We start from the raw sequence: 16,650 nt of genomic DNA on the forward strand, positions 1-16,650 counted from the left end.
ATCCTCCCGTTAAAACGTTGAGTGATCACAAGCTCAGGAAGCCGCTGTAGAGGCCATAGCCGGCTATCAGGGCGCCTGCGACTACTGCGGCGAAAATCAGCTTCTCGACAGCGGTGAACACCGGTCGGGCCACTTCGCGCCGGGCCTGGGCGAACAGCACCGCGCCGGGGGCGTAGAGCAGCGCAGAAAGCAGCAGGTATTTGATCCCGCCGGCATACAGCAACCACACCGCGTAGAGCAGGGCGATGGCGCTGATGGCCAAGTCCTTGCGGCGTTCGGCCGGGGCGTTCTGGTAGGTTTCGCCGCGCACCGCCAGCAGCAGCGCGTAGGCCGCCGACCACAGGTAGGGCACCAGGATCATCGACGTGGCGAGGTAGATCAGCGACAGGTAGGTACTGGCCGAGAACAGGGTAACGATCAGAAACAGTTGGACCATGGCGTTGGTCAGCCACAGGGCGTTGGCCGGCACGTGGTTGGCATTTTCGCGACGCAGGAACGCCGGCATGGTGTGGTCCCTGGCGGCGGCGAACAGGATCTCGGCGCACAGCAGCACCCAGGACAACAGGGCTCCGAGCAGCGAAATGATGAGGCCGACGCTGATCAGCACCGCGCCCCAGTGGCCCACGACGTGCTCCAGCACTGCGGCCATGGACGGGTTCTGCAGCTTCGCCAGTTCCGGCTGGGTCATGATCCCCAGGGACAGCACGTTCACCAACACCAGGAACAGCAGCACGGTGATAAAGCCGATCACCGTGGCCTTGCCCACATCCGAACGCCGCTCGGCGCGGGCGGAAAAAATGCTCGCGCCCTCGATACCGATGAACACCCAGACGGTGACCAGCATCATGTTGCGCACCTGGTTCATCACGCTGCCCAACTGCGGGTTCTTCACGCCCCAGATATCGGCGGTGAAAATGTCGAGCCGGAAGGCGAACACGGCGATCAGCACGAACAACGCCAGCGGCACGACCTTGGCAACGGTGGTGACGAGGTTGATGAACGCAGCTTCCTTGATGCCGCGCAGCACCAGGAAATGCACGGCCCACAGCAGCAGCGACGCGCCGATCACCGCTGCAACCGTATTGCCCTCACCGAAGACCGGAAAAAAATAACCCAGGGTGCTGAACAGCAAGACGAAGTAGCCGACGTTGCCTAACCATGCGCTGATCCAATAACCCCAGGCCGAGGAGAACCCCATGTAGTCACCGAATCCGGCTTTGGCGTAGACATACACACCACCATCCAGATCGGGTTTGCGATTGGCCAGGGTCTGGAACACAAAGGCGAGGGTCAGCATGCCCACCGCAGTAATCGCCCAGCCAATCAGCACGGCACCGACATCGGCACTGGCGGCCATGTTCTGGGGCAAGGAAAAGATTCCCCCGCCGATCATCGAACCCACTACCAGCGCGACCAACGCACCCAAGCGAAGTTTTCCGGGGGTATCAGACATTCCATGACTCCGAAGCAACCGAGGGGAGTCACAGCGTATGTCGATTTACCATTTCAATAGCTGATCCAGGTCAGAAGGCGGAGTCGTTCACCATTGCGCTCGATGGGCGCCGAGTGTCGTTGCCGCGCGTGTCCATTGCCAGGGCGTGCCGGTGATTTTCAGCGGCACCTGCAACCGGCGAGCCGGTCCCCACGGTGTCTGCTCGATCAGCACCCCCAGGTCCCGCTCGTCCTCGGGGCGTAGCGCGGCCTGAATCCCCGCGCCACCCTCGATCAGCAGTCGGGCGGTACGCGCCAGGGACAGGCGTGCCGAGCCACCTTGCCCGTTTGCCAGGCGCCGGGCCAGCAACACCACGGCGCTGGCCGCCATCAAGTAGCCGGTGCCGTGGTCCAGCGCCTGGACGGGCAGCGGTGTCGGTTTGTCGGTCTGTTTCCAGGCCATGCCGGCCTCGGCGATACCACTGCTCATTTGCACCAGGCTGTCGAAGCCGCGCCGTTGCTGCCACGGGCCGCTCCAACCGTAGGCGTTGAGGCTGACATCGATCAGGCCAGGGGCGATCTTGTGGCGTTGCGCGGCGCCGTAACCCAGGCGTTCGAGGGCGTCGGCCCGGTAGCCGTGCAGGAGGATGTCGGCGTCCTTGAGCAGTGCTTCGAACGTGGTGCGGTCGTCGGGCTGGTGCAGGTCGAGGCGGGCACAGCGTTTGCCCAGGGTGACTTCCGGGACCACGCCGGGTTCGTCCCAGGTCGGTGGATCGATCCGCAAGACGTCGGCCCCCAGGCCCGCGAGGAAGCGGCTGGCGACGGGACCGGCCAGTACGCGGGTCAGGTCCAGTACCTTGAGGCCGGCCAGTGGCTGTGCCACGGAACCGAGCCAGGGTTTGCAGTGTTCCCCGGCGGTTCCAGTGAAGTGCACCAGCGGCTCGGCATTCACTGCGATACCTTGGGGATGGGCCTGCCACGCCTGCCAGGAGCGCATCTCGGCGGCGCAGCCACCGGCGTCGACGACGGCCTGTTCCAGTTCGGTCTTGTTCCAGTGGATCACTTTGCTCGCCATGTCGGCACGATCAACACAGTTACCGAGGACCTTTTCCGCCGCCCGGCGATGATGCGGCGCATTGGTGTGCAGGCGAATCCAGCCGTCGGCCGTGGCGTAGTCGCCGGCCACCGGGTCCCACATCGGCGGCACGCTCCAGCCAATGGGGCGCAGGGATGTGGAGAACCAGAACGAAGCCAGGCGCCGGTCGACTTCGAGGGGCGGCAGGCGGCCGGTCTGTTGGCCAATGAGTTCTGCGGTCGCCTGGCCGGCCACGGCAATGCTGGCACTGGCCAGTTCCGTGACGGCGAACGCCGAAGGCAGGGCGCCGTCATGGCTGAAGGGGATCGGAGTCGTGGGCAAGCCGAGGGCGGCTTGCATGGACGCGAGTAGATCTGTCATCGAAGACCCTCCGGGTGTGAGAGGCCGAGCATAGATCAAAACGGTTTATTCAGGCGTTCGCGCTGTTGCCGGTTCCCTTGCCTCGGGACGGGACCAGATCCACAGGTTGCCTGCGCCCATGCCCATCATGGTCAGGTAAACCGGCCAGCCATGATTGAGCGTCGCCAGCATCAGTACGGCACAGAACAGCATGCCGAGGGTTGCGCCGATCTTGGCCCGACGCGGGATTACCTTGCCGTTGCGCCAGTTGTACAGCATCGGCCCGAACAGCCGATGGCTCTCCAGCCAGGCACTCAGGCGCGGCGAACTGCGAGTCGCGGCCCAGGCGGCCAGCAGGATGAACTCGGTCGTCGGCAGGCCGGGCACGACGATGGCGACCAGACCGATGGTCAGGCTGGTGTAGGCGAGCAGGCCGAAGAGCAATCGGGCGGTTTTGGAGGGTGGATTCATCGTCACCTTTCAAACATGCACATATCTCCGTGGGAGCGAGCCTGTGGGAGCAAAGCTTGCTCGCGATGAACGAAACACGGTCAATGGATTGAGGCGTCTTCATCGCGAGCAAGCTTTGCTCCCACACAGTGCTCGCTCCCACAAGGGAAGGGGTGATCCAGATGTCAGTGTTCAGGCTAGCTCAGCGGCGTAGGCCTGTTCCAGCAACACCGTAAATCGGTTGAAGGCATCCAGCGCGCCTTTGTCCGCTTCGGCTTCCTGCTGTTCGGTGAGGACCACTGTGTCGAGGATACGGGTGAAGGTCTTCCAGCCTTCGGCGCGGCCGCCCGCCGGTTCGGCCAGGTGGCGGGCACCGAAGGCTTCGCTCAGCCCCAGGCCTATTGCCCGCTTGATCAGGAATGCCGCGCCCAGTTTCGAGCCTTCCGAGACGAACAACCAGCCCAGGGCCTCGGCCATGGTTGGGTTGTCCAGCGCACCGGCCACCGGGGCCGGGACATCGGTATCCAGGTCCGCCAGGTCGGCCTTGGCCGCTTCGGCCCGGCAGCGGGCCGGCAGGTCGGGGATCAGGGCGGACAGCTGCGCGTCGTTGTACAGCGCCACCAGTTCCGACTGGAACAGGTACTGGGCGACAACGAAACGGGCAAAGCTGGCCGGGCTGTCGAACGGGGCGTGGGCCTTGACCAGGGCGTCGAGCTTGCCGTGGGGCTCGTGGGTGATCTGGTTGAGGCGTTGGGAGCGTGAGGTGAAGCGTTGGGGGCTCATGAAAATTCCTTGAGTGAAAGTAGGTCGCTGTTGTGGCGAGGGGCACCACTGTGGGAGCAAGGCTTGCCCGCGATGCAGACGATGCGGTCCTTCAGAAATCGAGGCGCCCGTATCGCGAGCAAGCTTTGCTCCCACCTATGAACTGTTTGCTGTGGTCAGCGGATCAGATATCCCAGATCAGGTTGACCGCGAAGTTGCGTCCCGGCGCTGTCAGGCGATCGAGGTTGGCGGGGCTCAGCACGGCCGCTTCGCCGACGCTGTCGTAGCCACGCACGTCATCCCACAGCCAATACTTTTTGTCGGTGAGGTTGTAGAGGCCACCGCTGACGGTAATGTCCTGGGTCACCTTGTAGAAACCGGTCAGGTCGAGGATCCCGAACCCGGGTGTCTTGAACTGGCTGCTGACGCCATCCGGCGAGTTGAAGTTGCTGTCGTCGACGCGGTTTTTCTTCCTGACCAGGGTCCAGGTGAGCAAGCTGCCGTAGTCGTCTTGTTCGTAACCCAGGCCGAACACGCCGGTCAGCGGGTTGACGCTGTTGATCGGCTGGCCAGTGTCGTCGTTGCGCCCGTAGGCGTAGGCCACCGAACCCTGGGTGTAGAGGCCCCGGGGCGCACCCAATACGTCCAGCTCCAGACGACCCTTGAGCTCGGCGCCCTTGATGGTGGCGTGCTTGATGTTGTTGCTCTGGAAGGTCAATTGATCGGCGCCGGGGGTGATGGCGTCTTCGTTGATGAAGTCGCGGTACTTGTTGTAGAACACCGCCACGTCGAACGAACCGGAGTCGAAACGGCCACGCAAGCCGGTCTCGTAGCTTTTGCTTTTTTCCGGTTCCAGGTTGGGGTTGGGTTCCACGCTGTAGCCGACGATGGGGTTATCGAAACGGCCGTACAGGGCCTTGGCGGTCGGGGTGCGGAAACCTTCGGCGTACTGGCCGTACCCGGTGTACTGGTCGGTAAAGGCGTAGGTCAGGCCGAACTTGGGTGAGACGCGATGCCAGGTCTTGTTGCTGTCGCTGACCTGGCCACCGCCGGTCGGGTCGACGGTGTCGAGAAACGCCTGGGTGAGGTGCGGCTTGAGCTGGGTGTAGTCGTAGCGCAGGCCCGGGGTGAAGGTCCACTTGTCCCAACTGATCTGGTCCTGGGCGAACAGGCTGTAGGTGTTGATGGTCGGGTCCGGGAAGTCGCTGGCTTTTGCCAGTACGTCTCGGGTGCTGATGGCACCGACGGCGGAACACCCCACGCCGACCGCCAGGCACACCCCATTGCCACTGCGCGAGCCGGTGACTTTCTGTTGCTTGATCGTGGTGCCGTAGGTCAGTGCGTGATCGGTGTCGGCGAGGCTGAAGGCCTTGTCCAGTTGTGCGTCGAAGACCCATTGCTTGTCTTCGTAGAGGGTTTCGCGGGTGCGCAGGACCCGACGGGTGATCGGGAAGTAGAATTCGGCGGTGCTCTCGTCGGTCTTGGCGATCTGGTGATTCAGGCTCAACTTGATGTTGTCGGCCAGCAGGCTGTCGAGGGCGAAGCTGTGCTCCAGGCCGAAACGCTCACGGGTGACGGTGTCGTTGCCGGTGCGCCACTGATACATGCCGCCCGGCAGGATGCTGGTGGGAATGGCCGGCTGGCCGTTGGAGAAGGGGCCTCCGTAGGCACTTTTCAGATCGGTGTCGCGATCATCCTTGTACTTCTCGTAGACCAGGCCCAGGCGGGCGTCATCGTTGTAGTGCCAACCGAGTTTGGCCAATACATTGCTGGCGCGCACGTCCTCAGGGTTGGCTGCGGTGCGGTCCAGTCCGGTGCCGTTGTGGCTGCCGTAGGATTCGGTTTCATGGCCGTCGCGCTGGCTGTAGTGCAGCAGGCCGTCGAATGCCCCACTGCGGCCGGCGACGGTGGCGGATTTGAGCCAGCTTTCGTCGGCGGAGCTGTAGCCGGTCTTCAACCGGGCACCGACGTCCTGGCCGGGCTTGATGATGTCATCCGGATCCAGGGTGAAATAGCTGACAGCGCCGCCAATGGCGTTGCTGCCATAGAGCACCGACGCCGGACCGCGGAGGATTTCCACGCGTTTGATGATTTCCGGGTCGACGTAGTTGCGCTGGGTCTTGGCGTAGGGACCGTTGAAGAAACCGTCGGGAATTGCCACGCCGTCGACCTGGGTCAGGATCCGGTTGCCGTCGATACCGCGGATGTTGTAGCCGCTGATGCCGCCGCGCTGGCCCGCGCCACCCACCGACACGCCGGGCTCGTAGCGCACCAGATCCTTGAGGGTGTTGATGTTGTTGCGGTCCAGTGCCTGGCGATCATGGACGCTGACGGTGCTCGGTACGCCGCTGATGTCCTGCTCCTGGCGGGTGGCGCTGATGGTCATCTGTTGCAGGTTCACCACGTTGCCGGCGCTGCGTTTCTCCAGGACGATGCTGTTGTTGCCCAGCTTGCGGTAGCTCAGGTTGGTTCCCGTCAGCAGGCGTTCCAGGGCTTTCTCCGGTGGCAACGAGCCGTTGACGCCGGGCGACGCGACACCTTCGGCCAGCTCGGCCGGCAGACCCACTTGCCAGCCCGTGACGGCCGTGAACGCGTTCAGGGCCGAGACCAGTGGCTGTTGGGCAATGGCGAAGGTGTAGTCGCCGATATTGCGCGCAGGTGGTTGTGTCGCGGCGGCCAGGGCGGCGGGCGCGATGCCGGCCATGAGGATGGCGGCGGTCAGCAACGACAGCGTTCGGGAAGGGGCGAGGAACCTGCAGGTAAGGCGAGAGGACATCGATAGCGCTCCGTGTCGCATCTGTTATAGGTGCAGATTGGCATCGATAGATGCGAATCAATTGCATTGGCTATAACGAGACGAATCAGCGAAGGCTATCGAGTAAAAATAATTCTCATTTAGTTCAGGATCACCAGTGCCGGGAATTCCTGAAGCTGCGAAGACGTGATGTGAGCCAGGGAGCGAACCACGTCCAGCGGCTGGTCGAGGCGGTAATTACCCGTCACCGCGACTTGGGCCAACTGCTCGTTGCGGTTGATGATCCAGCCCGGATAGTAGCGCCGCAGTTCGGCCAGGACCTGGCTCAGCGGCCGGTTCTCGAACACCAGCCGACCCTGGACCCAGGCCAGGTCGGTGCTGGCGTCGAGCGGGGCCGGGCGGTCGAAGCCGTTGGGGCCGATGCGGATGCTTTCCCCGGCCGAGAGCCGGACATGGGTGTCGTTGCGGTTGGCCCGCAGGTCCACATCGCCGCGCTGGACCTGGACCTGGGCCACGCCGTCGAGGTAGCGCACCGCGAACGTGGTGTTGCTGACACTGGCGGTGACCGGCCCGGCGTCGATCTCCAGTGGCAGGCTGCGAGTGTCGGGCACCTCGAAAAACGCCTCGCCCTTGTACAGACGGGCCACATGGCGCTGTTCGTTGAACGTGCTGGAAAACGCCGAATCGGTGTTGAGCAGGACCTTGGAGCCGTCTTCCAACTGCAGGCGCTGGCGCTCACCGACCACCGTCAGGTGATCGGCCTGGAAACGCAGGGGCAGGTCGCTGAAATTGAACAGGCCCAGGAACAGCACGGCAGCGGTGGCCAGGGGTTTCCAGTGGGCGCGCAAGCGTGACAATGCGCCCACTCTGGGAGCGGCCTGGAGCCGCCGGGCACTCTCCTTCACGTGCGGGCCATTCCAGAGGGTCTGGGCCCTGAGAAACGCTTCGCCGTGGCGAGGGTCGGCCGCCAGCCAGACCTGGAATTGCCGGGCCTGCTCCTGGCTGGGGTTGTCCAGCAGGATCAGCCAGTCCAGCGCCTGCTCCATGGCATGGGCGGTGTCCTGGGCTGATGCAGACTCGGGAGCGTGGTGATTATCCGTCACGGTGGTTCCTCGCAGTGTCTTTGCACGGCTGTTTCAAATCCGGAAACCTAGACTAGCAGGATCGGCCAACGCAATCGGCGCCGCCCTGTAGAGGTGTACTGGCGGACATCAGCCGATGTCCAAGCGTTCTGCCACGCCGATACAGATCGCCATGATCAGTTTCAGTTCCTTTTGCACGGTACTCAGGGACACGCCCAGCTCTGCGGCGATGTCCTGATAACCATGCCCATGCAAGCGGCTGAGAATGAAAATCTGTTGTTGACGCGGGCTCAGCGCTTGCAGGCTGATGTTGAGGCGCTCGAGCATCTGTTCGGCATGGGCGGCGTCCTCGGCGCTGCTCTGGGGCGCGACCACGTTGTGGACGACGTCCAGGGGGACGTCGTCCACAACGGTCCGGGACTGCATGCGCCGGGCACGCAAGTGATCCCGCGCCAGGTTGCGGGCGGTCTGGAAGACAAAGGGTTCGAGGTGCTCGACTGTGCGTTCACCCAATGCGCGGGAGACGCGCAAATAGGTTTCCTGGAGCAGGTCTTCGGCGGTGCTGGGGTTGTTGACCATGCGCTCGAGGGTGCGCAGCAGAGGGGTGCGCTGGGCGAGGAAGACGTGGTGAAAGCGCGATTGACTCACGGTAAGGCCCGATCCGGTAAGAGTAAATGATAATGCTTATCATCTGCTCTGTAGGTCAAGCCCGGATTTCATCACTACCCCAAAACCACTGTGGGAGCGAGCCCGCTCGCGATAACGGTGTGCCAGTCGACGAAAGTGCTGACTGACACGCCGCTTTCGCGAGCAGCCTCGCTCCCACAAAAGCGTTCAACGGCTATGCCCGGTTACTCGGCGTTGCACAACGCCAGGCAGTTATCGAGCATGCGGTTGGAGAAGCCCCACTCGTTGTCATACCAGGCCAGTACCTTGAGCAGCTTGCCGCTGACCTTGGTGTGGTTGGCGTCGAAGATCGACGACAGCGGGTTGTGGTTGAAGTCACTGGAGACCAGCGGCAGGGTGTTGTAGCCGAGGATCTTCGAATGTTGGCTGGCCTGGCGCAGCAGTTCGTTGACTTCTTCGGCCGACGCTTCGCGCTTGAGCTGTACGGTGAGGTCCACCAGGGACACGTTGATCACCGGCACACGCACGGCCATGCCGGTCAGCTTGCCCGCCAGTTCCGGCAGTACCAGGCCCACCGCTTCGGCGGCACCGGTCTTGCTCGGGATCATGTTCTGGGTGGCCGAACGGGCGCGGTACGGGTCGGTGTGGTAGACGTCGGTCAGGTTCTGGTCGTTGGTGTAGGCATGGATGGTAGTCATCAAGCCACTTTCGATGCCCAGCTCGCGATGCAGTACCTGGGCCACCGGGGCCAGGCAGTTGGTGGTGCACGAAGCGTTGGAGATGATCTGGTGGGACTGGCGCAGGATGTCGTGGTTCACGCCATACACCACGGTGGCGTCGGCACCCTTGGCCGGGGCCGAGATGATCACCTTGCGGGCGCCGGCGCTGATATGGGCGGCGGCCTTGGCGCGGTCGGTGAACAGCCCGGTGCACTCGAACACCACGTCGATCTTCTCGGCGGCCCAGGGCAGTTCGGCCGGGTTGCGGATGGCGCTGACCGCGATGCGGTCGCCATTGACCGTCAGGCTTTCGTTATCGTGCTGCACCTCGGCATCGAACGTGCCATGGACGGTGTCGTACTTGAGCAGATGAGCATTGATCGCGCTGTCACCCAGGTCGTTGATGGCGACGATCTGCAAGTCGCGACGATAGCCTTGGGTATACAGTGCACGGAGGACGTTGCGGCCGATGCGGCCAAAACCATTGATTGCGATTCGAAGAGTCATTAACTGCGCCGCCGTCGTTTTGTTGTTGGAATTACAAGATTATTCGCATAAAAATAGAAAACAAGCCTTTTTGATGGCAATATTTTGTTTTATCTACAACGAGTGACCTGAATCAACTGGTCCGATTGGTCAAAAACCGTTTGTCGCCTTCTCTGTCACGGGGGCGCGCAGCCGGTTCTGACCAGCATAGACAATCAGGTCGCCACACCCGTTAGCCTGGAGTTCTACACATGCATCCCCGCGTTCTTGAGGTCACCGAACGGCTTATCGCCCGCAGCCGCGCCACGCGTCAGGCTTACCTTGCATTGATCCGCGGTGCTGCCAGCGACGGTCCGATGCGCGGCAAGTTGCAATGCGCCAACTTCGCCCATGGCGTGGCCGGTTGCGGCAGCGAAGACAAGCATCACCTGCGGATGATGAACGCCGCCAACATCGCCATCGTGTCGTCCTATAACGACATGCTCTCGGCCCACCAGCCCTACGAAACCTTCCCGGAACAGATCAAGAAAGCCTTACGCGAGATCGGCTCGGTCGGCCAGTTCGCGGGCGGCACGCCGGCCATGTGCGACGGCGTCACCCAGGGCGAGGCGGGGATGGAACTGAGCCTGCCGAGTCGCGAAGTGATCGCGATGTCCACGGCGGTGGCGTTGTCCCACAACATGTTCGACGGCGCGTTGATGCTCGGCATCTGCGACAAGATCGTCCCGGGCCTGATGATGGGCGCGCTGCGCTTCGGTCACCTGCCGACGATTTTCGTGCCCGGCGGGCCGATGGTTTCCGGCATCTCCAACAAGGAAAAGGCTGATGTGCGCCAGCGTTACGCCGAGGGCAAGGCCACTCGCGAAGAGCTGTTGGAATCGGAGATGAAGTCCTACCACAGCCCTGGCACATGCACCTTCTACGGCACCGCGAACACCAACCAGCTGTTGATGGAAGTGATGGGCCTGCACTTGCCGGGCGCCTCGTTCGTCAACCCGAACACCCCGCTGCGCGATGCCCTGACTCGCGAAGCGGCGTTCCAGGTGACGCGCATGACCAAGCAGAGCGGCAACTTCATGCCCATCGGCGAAATCGTCGACGAACGCTCGCTGGTCAACTCCATCGTCGCGCTGCACGCCACCGGCGGCTCGACCAACCACACCTTGCACATGCCGGCCATCGCCATGGCGGCGGGCATCCAGCTGACCTGGCAGGACATGGCCGACCTCTCCGAGGTGGTGCCGACCCTGAGTCACGTCTACCCGAACGGCAAGGCCGACATCAACCACTTCCAGGCGGCGGGCGGCATGTCGTTCCTGATCCGCGAACTGCTGGAAGCCGGCCTGCTCCACGAAAACGTCAACACCGTGCTCGGTCACGGCCTGAGCCGCTATACCCAGGAACCGTTCCTGGAGAATGGCGAGCTGGTATGGCGCGACGGCCCGATCGAAAGTCTCGACGAAAACATCCTGCGCCCGGTGGCCCGTGCATTTTCGCCGGAAGGCGGCTTGCGGGTGATGGAAGGCAACCTGGGCCGTGGCGTGATGAAAGTCTCCGCTGTTGCCCTGGAGAACCAGATCGTCGAAGCACCCGCCATGGTCTTCCAGGACCAGCAAGACCTGGCGGATGCGTTCAAGGCCGGGCTGCTGGAGAAGGATTTTGTCGCGGTGATGCGCTTCCAGGGCCCGCGCTCCAACGGCATGCCGGAGCTGCACAAGATGACCCCGTTCCTAGGTTCGCTACAGGATCGCGGTTTCAAAGTGGCGTTGGTGACCGACGGGCGCATGTCCGGCGCCTCGGGGAAAATCCCGGCGGCGATCCACGTCAGCCCCGAAGCTTATGTCGGCGGCGCGTTGGCCCGAGTGCAGGAGGGCGATATCATCCGCGTCGACGGCGTCAAAGGCACCTTGGAATTGAAGGTGGACGCCGAGGAATTCGCCGCACGCGAACCGGCCAAGGGCCTGTTGGGCAACAACATCGGTACCGGTCGCGAACTGTTCGGTTTCATGCGCATGGCCTTCAGCTCGGCAGAGCAGGGCGCCAGCGCCTTCACGGCTGCACTGGAGACGATTAATTGAAACTGGCCCTGGTCGGTGACATCGGTGGGACCAATGCGCGCTTCGCGTTGTGGAAGAACCACAACCTGGAGAACGTCCAGGTGCTGGCGACGGCGGATTACGCCTGCCCTGAAGATGCCATCAAGGTGTACCTGAGTGGCATGGGCCTGGAGCCCGGTGCCATCGGTTCGGTGTGCCTGTCGGTGGCTGGCCCGGTATCGGGTGATCTGTTTCGCTTCACCAACAACCACTGGCGCCTGAGCAACCTGGCGTTCTGCAAGACCCTGCAGGTAGAGAAGCTGTTGCTGGTCAACGACTTCTCGGCCATGGCCCTGGGCATGACCCGTTTGCGTCCCGATGAGTACCGGGTCGTGTGCGAAGGCACCCCGGAGCCGATGCGTCCGGCGGTGGTGATCGGGCCGGGCACGGGGCTGGGCGTCGGTACATTGCTGGATCTGGGTGAAGGCCGCTTTGCGGCGTTGCCGGGGGAGGGTGGCCATGTCGACCTGCCGATGAGCAGCCCGCGGGAAACCCAGCTCTGGCAGCATATCTACAACGAGATCGGTCACGTCAGTGCCGAAACCGCCTTGAGCGGCAGCGGCTTGCCCCGGGTGTACCGGGCGATCTGCGCGGTGGACGGGCATGAACCCGTGCTCGATACCCCCGAATCCATTACCGCCGCAGGCCTGGCCGGTGACCCTATCGCCCTGGAAGTGCTGGAGCAATTCTGCCGCTGGTTGGGGCGTGTGGCCGGCAACAACGTACTGACGGTGGGCGGTCGAGGTGGTGTATACATCGTCGGCGGGGTGATTCCCCGGTTTGCCGATTTCTTCCTCGAAAGTGGCTTCGCCCGCTGCTTCGCTGACAAAGGTTGCATGAGCGATTACTTCAAGGGCATTCCGGTCTGGCTGGTCACCGCACCATACTCTGGCCTGATGGGCGCGGGCGTGGCGTTGGAGCAATCGGCCAGCTGAAATGCAGTCCCCCCTGTGGGAGCGAGCCTGCTCGCGATAGCGGAGTGTCAGCCACCTGTTCGGCGCCTGACACTCCGCTATCGCGAGCAGGCTCGCTCCCACAAAGGACCTGTGGTGTTTATAGGCTTTCTCCATCAGGCATAATCCGCACTAATCCAAACAACAAGGACGCGGCCCCGTGAGTTCAGTAAACAAATCGATTTTGTTGGTCGACGACGACCAGGAGATTCGCGAGCTGCTGGACACTTACCTCAGTCGTGCGGGGTTCCAGGTGCGGACCACGCCCGACGGAGCCGGGTTTCGCCAGGCATTGAACGAGGCGCCGAGCGATCTGGTGATCCTCGACGTGATGCTACCCGACGAAGACGGCTTCAGCCTGTGCCGCTGGGTTCGCCAACACCCGCGCCAGGCCCATGTGCCGATCATTATGCTCACCGCCAGTTCCGACGAGGCCGACCGGGTCATCGGCCTGGAGCTGGGAGCCGATGACTACCTCGGCAAGCCGTTCAGCCCCCGTGAATTGCAGGCGCGCATCAAGGCCCTGTTGCGCCGGGCACAGTTCGGCCAGGAACGCTCCGGCGGCGAGGTGCTGGCCTTCGACGAGTGGCGGCTGGACATGGTCAGTCATCGGCTGTTCCACACCGACGGTGAGGAAGTGATCCTCTCCGGCGCCGATTTCGCCCTGCTCAAACTGTTTCTCGATCATCCCCAGGAAATCCTCGACCGCGACACCATCGGCAACGCCACCCGGGGTCGGGAACTGATGCCCCTGGACCGGATTGTCGACATGGCGGTCAGTCGCCTGCGCCAGCGCCTGCGTGACACCGACAAGCCACCACGGCTGATCCGTACGGTGCGCGGCAGTGGTTATCAATTGGCGGCCAATGTGGTTGCCAGCAATGGGCATTGACTGGGCCAGGAAAATCGCCCGACGGGTGCCGGTGCCGCGCTCGCTGCTCGGAAGGATGCTGTTGTTGACCTTGCTGGTGGTGTTGTTCGCCCAGACATTGTCCAGCGTCATTTGGGTGTCGCAACTGCGCGCCACGCAGCTCGAAGGTTTGGTCACCAGCGCCCGCAGCCTCGCCCATTCGATGACGGCCAGCGTCAGCTACCTGCGTTCGCTGCCGGTGGCGTACCGGCCGCTGGTGCTGGACCAACTGCGCAGCATGGGGGGGACGCGGTTTGTCGTCACGCTCAACGACAAGCCCCTGGGCATGGATGTGCTGCCGGTCACGCCGCGCAAGCTGGCAGTGCTCAAGGCAGTGGACGAAGTGCTGCGCAAGTCCCTGGGCAATAACACGGATATTTCCGTCACCTTCGTCAGCCCCGATGACCTGCGGATTTTCAACGGCGGGCTGAAGCTCGACGAGTTGCCACGCTCTTGGGCGCACTATGCCTTGACACTTGAACCTGTGAACCCGCCGGTGCTGGTCACGCAGATCCAGATGGCGCCAGGTGAATGGTTGTACATCGCCTCGCTATTGCCTGAACCCTACACCAGCCTCGAAGAACAGGACCTGCCGAAGCAACAGGTCGGCTTCATCGTGCTCACCAGCAGCCTGTTACTGCTGTTCATCGGTTTACTCGTGCACTGGCAGAGCCGGCCGCTCAAGCGCCTGGCCCGGGCGGCCCGGGACATGTCCCTGGGCGCCGAAGTGGAGCCGGTGGCCGAGGGAGGCGGCAGCGAAGTGGTGGAGGTGGGCCGGGCATTCAATGCCATGCGTGAGCGCATCAGCCGCTACCTGACCGAGCGTAGCCAGTTGTTCAGCGCGATTTCCCATGACCTGCGCACGCCGATCACCCGCCTGCGGCTGCGGGTCGAGCTGCTGGAGGATGAGAACCTGCAAGCCAAGTTCGGCCGCGATCTGGACGAGTTGGAGTTACTGGTCAAAGGGGCGCTGCAATGCGTCAAGGACACCGACATCCACGAAAACATCGAGCCGGTGGACCTCAACCATGTGCTCGATTGCCTGGTGGAGCCTTACCTTGCCCCCAACGGCAATGGCCGTGTCACCCAGGATGGCCGGGCGCTGGCGCCGTATCCCGGCAAGCCGCTGGCCCTCAAGCGCTGCATCGGCAACCTGATCGACAATGCCTTGAAGTACGGGCAGAACGCCCACCTGCACATCGACGACGATGAAACCGCGTTTGTCCTGCATGTCGATGATGAAGGGCCGGGGGTGCCGGAGCAGCGTCTCGAGCAGGTTTTCGAGCCACACTTCCGTCTGGCCGGACAGCAGCAGGGATATGGCCTGGGGCTGGGTATCGCCCGCAACATCGCCCACAGTCATGGGGGGGAAGTGAGCTTGCAGAATCTGCGCGAGGGCGGGTTGCGGGTGACGTTGCAACTGCCTCGCAGTGTTGATTAGCGAGACCGCGTTATCGTTCATCGCGAGCAGGCTCGCTCCCACAAGAGCACTGCGGCGTTCACAATTTCTGTGTCCACCATCGAACCCTGTGGGAGCGAGCCTGCTCGCGATGGCGCCAGTCGTCTCACCTGTTTTGTAACAGGCTGGTGACATAACTCGTCCCTTTCGTTACCTGCCCGCCGTCATCCCTTGTTTAGACTCCCTGCGTCAAAACAACAAAAAAGGTACGCCTGATGGACTCCTTCCAACCGGCCTTCAGCAGTTGGCTGAACGCCCCTGCCCACCAGCAATGGCTCGCCGCCGAAGGCCTGCGGTTGCTGGCGTTCGCCAAGGCGTCGAGGGTGCCGGACGGTTTCGGCAACCTGGACGAGCGCGGTTGCCTGCCGACCGGGGCCCGGGCTGAAACCATGAACACCGCCCGCATGACCCACAGCTTCGCCATGGCTCACGCCCAGGGCCTGCCGGGTTTCGCCGAACTGGTGGACCACGGCATCCAGGCCCTCAGCGGCCCCTTGCGCGACGCCGAATACGGTGGCTGGTTTGCCACGACGCAACCCCATGAAGACGACACCGGCAAGGCCGCCTACCTGCATGCCTTCGTGGCCCTGGCCGCCAGTTCCGCCGTGGTGGCCCAGCGCCCCGGCGCCCAGGCGCTGCTGGACGAGGCGGTGCGGGTCATCGACGGGCATTTCTGGAGCGAGGAAGAAGGCGCCCTGCGCGAGTCCTTCAACCGTGACTGGAGCGTCGAGGAAGCCTATCGCGGCGCCAACAGCAACATGCACGCCACCGAGGCCTTCCTGGCCCTGGCCGATGTCACCGACGATCCGCGCTGGCTCGCTCGCGCGTTGCGCATCGTCGAACGTGTGATCCACGGCCACGCGGCGGCCAACGATTATCTGGTGGTGGAGCATTTCGACCGCCACTGGCAGCCGTTGCGCGAATACAACCACGACAATCCCGCCGATGGCTTTCGTCCGTATGGCACCACGCCGGGCCACGGTTTCGAGTGGGCCCGCCTGCTCTTGCACCTCGAAGCGGCGCGCGTGCGGATCGGCATGCTGACCCCGGGCTGGCTGGTCCAGGATGCGCAGAAACTGTTCGAGCAGAACTGCCGTCACGGCTGGGACGTCGATGGCGCGCCTGGCATTGTCTATACGCTGGATTGGGACAATCGCGCGGTGGTCCGCCATCGCCTGCACTGGGTCCATGCCGAAGCGGCCGCCGCTGCCAGTGCCTTGCTCAAGCGCACCGACGAGGCGCAGTACGAAACCTGGTACCGGTGCTTCTGGGAGTTTTGCGAGAAGCACTTCATCGACCGGTGCAACGGCAGTTGGCACCACGAACTCGATCCGCAGAATCGCCCCAGTGCCGATATCTGGCCCGGCAAGCCGGACCTGTATCACGCCTGGCAGGCGGTGCTGATTCCACGCCTGCCCCTGGCGCCGAGCATGGCCTCGGCCCTGGCGCAATTTCCCGCTCCGGCGGCCATGTAACCAAGTTGTG

Annotated in this window: 13 protein-coding genes; 5 read left to right on the forward strand and 8 right to left on the reverse strand. The window is 63.2% G+C overall.

The window, feature by feature from the left end:
• Positions 1–25 precede the first annotated feature (25 nt).
• The 8 genes from arcD to gap form a co-directional block, all read right to left on the reverse strand.
• Complete coding sequence (gene arcD, locus FGE05_RS19770; RefSeq protein WP_139647561.1) at positions 26–1,453, reverse strand: arginine-ornithine antiporter; 1,428 nt, start codon at positions 1,451–1,453, stop codon at positions 26–28.
• Positions 1,454–1,540: 87 nt separating this feature from the next.
• Complete coding sequence (locus FGE05_RS19775; RefSeq protein WP_139647563.1) at positions 1,541–2,887, reverse strand: CoA transferase; 1,347 nt, start codon at positions 2,885–2,887, stop codon at positions 1,541–1,543.
• A gap of 45 nt (positions 2,888–2,932) precedes the next feature.
• On the reverse strand, positions 2,933–3,337 hold the full coding sequence (locus tag FGE05_RS19780; protein WP_139647566.1) for a YbaN family protein: 405 nt from the start codon (positions 3,335–3,337) through the stop codon (positions 2,933–2,935).
• Positions 3,338–3,508: 171 nt separating this feature from the next.
• A complete protein-coding gene (locus FGE05_RS19785) occupies positions 3,509–4,099 on the reverse strand; it encodes a biliverdin-producing heme oxygenase (protein WP_139647568.1) in 591 nt (196 codons plus the stop codon).
• Between the two features lie 163 nt (positions 4,100–4,262).
• Positions 4,263–6,854, reverse strand: a complete 2,592-nt coding sequence (locus FGE05_RS19790) for a TonB-dependent receptor (RefSeq protein WP_139647570.1) — start codon at positions 6,852–6,854, stop codon at positions 4,263–4,265.
• A 119-nt stretch (positions 6,855–6,973) separates the two neighbouring features.
• Positions 6,974–7,879 (reverse strand): FecR domain-containing protein, encoded by a 906-nt coding sequence (locus FGE05_RS19795; RefSeq protein ID WP_217505853.1) that lies wholly within the window; start codon positions 7,877–7,879, stop codon positions 6,974–6,976.
• 165 nt (positions 7,880–8,044) lie between these two features.
• Positions 8,045–8,563, reverse strand: coding sequence for an RNA polymerase sigma factor (locus tag FGE05_RS19800; protein ID WP_139647573.1), 519 nt, complete (start codon positions 8,561–8,563; stop codon positions 8,045–8,047).
• 203 nt (positions 8,564–8,766) lie between these two features.
• On the reverse strand, positions 8,767–9,768 hold the full coding sequence (gene gap, locus FGE05_RS19805) for a type I glyceraldehyde-3-phosphate dehydrogenase (RefSeq protein ID WP_041022917.1): 1,002 nt from the start codon (positions 9,766–9,768) through the stop codon (positions 8,767–8,769).
• A gap of 230 nt (positions 9,769–9,998) precedes the next feature.
• Between gap and edd the strand changes: the two genes are divergently transcribed.
• The 5 genes from edd to FGE05_RS19830 all read left to right on the forward strand — a co-directional run bounded on the left by edd (position 9,999) and on the right by FGE05_RS19830 (position 16,640).
• Complete coding sequence (gene edd / locus FGE05_RS19810) at positions 9,999–11,825, forward strand: phosphogluconate dehydratase (protein ID WP_139647576.1); 1,827 nt, start codon at positions 9,999–10,001, stop codon at positions 11,823–11,825.
• Positions 11,822–12,778 (forward strand): glucokinase, encoded by a 957-nt coding sequence (locus FGE05_RS19815; protein WP_139647578.1) that lies wholly within the window; start codon positions 11,822–11,824, stop codon positions 12,776–12,778. Before edd ends, FGE05_RS19815 begins: the two co-directional genes overlap by 4 nt.
• 178 nt (positions 12,779–12,956) lie before the next feature.
• Positions 12,957–13,688 (forward strand): response regulator, encoded by a 732-nt coding sequence (locus tag FGE05_RS19820; RefSeq protein WP_139647580.1) that lies wholly within the window; start codon positions 12,957–12,959, stop codon positions 13,686–13,688.
• Entirely contained in the window at positions 13,678–15,147 is a 1,470-nt protein-coding gene (locus tag FGE05_RS19825; RefSeq protein ID WP_139647582.1) for an ATP-binding protein, read from the forward strand. Before FGE05_RS19820 ends, FGE05_RS19825 begins: the two co-directional genes overlap by 11 nt.
• A 233-nt stretch (positions 15,148–15,380) precedes the next feature.
• Positions 15,381–16,640, forward strand: coding sequence for an AGE family epimerase/isomerase (locus tag FGE05_RS19830; protein ID WP_139647584.1), 1,260 nt, complete (start codon positions 15,381–15,383; stop codon positions 16,638–16,640).
• Positions 16,641–16,650: the final 10 nt, after the last annotated feature.

This window comes from Pseudomonas sp. ICMP22404, from assembly GCF_006227205.1.
GTDB lineage: Bacteria > Pseudomonadota > Gammaproteobacteria > Pseudomonadales > Pseudomonadaceae > Aquipseudomonas.

Bases quoted from the DNA above. Each gene is read 5' to 3' on its own strand.
- edd (WP_139647576.1), top strand. From the start codon at position 9,999: ATGCATCCCCGCGTTCTTGAGGTCACCGAACGGCTTATCGCCCGCAGC.
- FGE05_RS19790 (WP_139647570.1), bottom strand. From the start codon at position 6,854: ATGTCCTCTCGCCTTACCTGCAGGTTCCTCGCCCCTTCCCGAACGCTG.
- arcD (WP_139647561.1), bottom strand. From the start codon at position 1,453: ATGTCTGATACCCCCGGAAAACTTCGCTTGGGTGCGTTGGTCGCGCTG.
- FGE05_RS19775 (WP_139647563.1), bottom strand. From the start codon at position 2,887: ATGACAGATCTACTCGCGTCCATGCAAGCCGCCCTCGGCTTGCCCACG.
- FGE05_RS19795 (WP_217505853.1), bottom strand. From the start codon at position 7,879: ATGGAGCAGGCGCTGGACTGGCTGATCCTGCTGGACAACCCCAGCCAG.
- FGE05_RS19830 (WP_139647584.1), top strand. From the start codon at position 15,381: ATGGACTCCTTCCAACCGGCCTTCAGCAGTTGGCTGAACGCCCCTGCC.
- FGE05_RS19780 (WP_139647566.1), bottom strand. From the start codon at position 3,337: ATGAATCCACCCTCCAAAACCGCCCGATTGCTCTTCGGCCTGCTCGCC.
- FGE05_RS19785 (WP_139647568.1), bottom strand. From the start codon at position 4,099: ATGAGCCCCCAACGCTTCACCTCACGCTCCCAACGCCTCAACCAGATC.
- gap (WP_041022917.1), bottom strand. From the start codon at position 9,768: ATGACTCTTCGAATCGCAATCAATGGTTTTGGCCGCATCGGCCGCAAC.
- FGE05_RS19825 (WP_139647582.1), top strand. From the start codon at position 13,678: ATGGGCATTGACTGGGCCAGGAAAATCGCCCGACGGGTGCCGGTGCCG.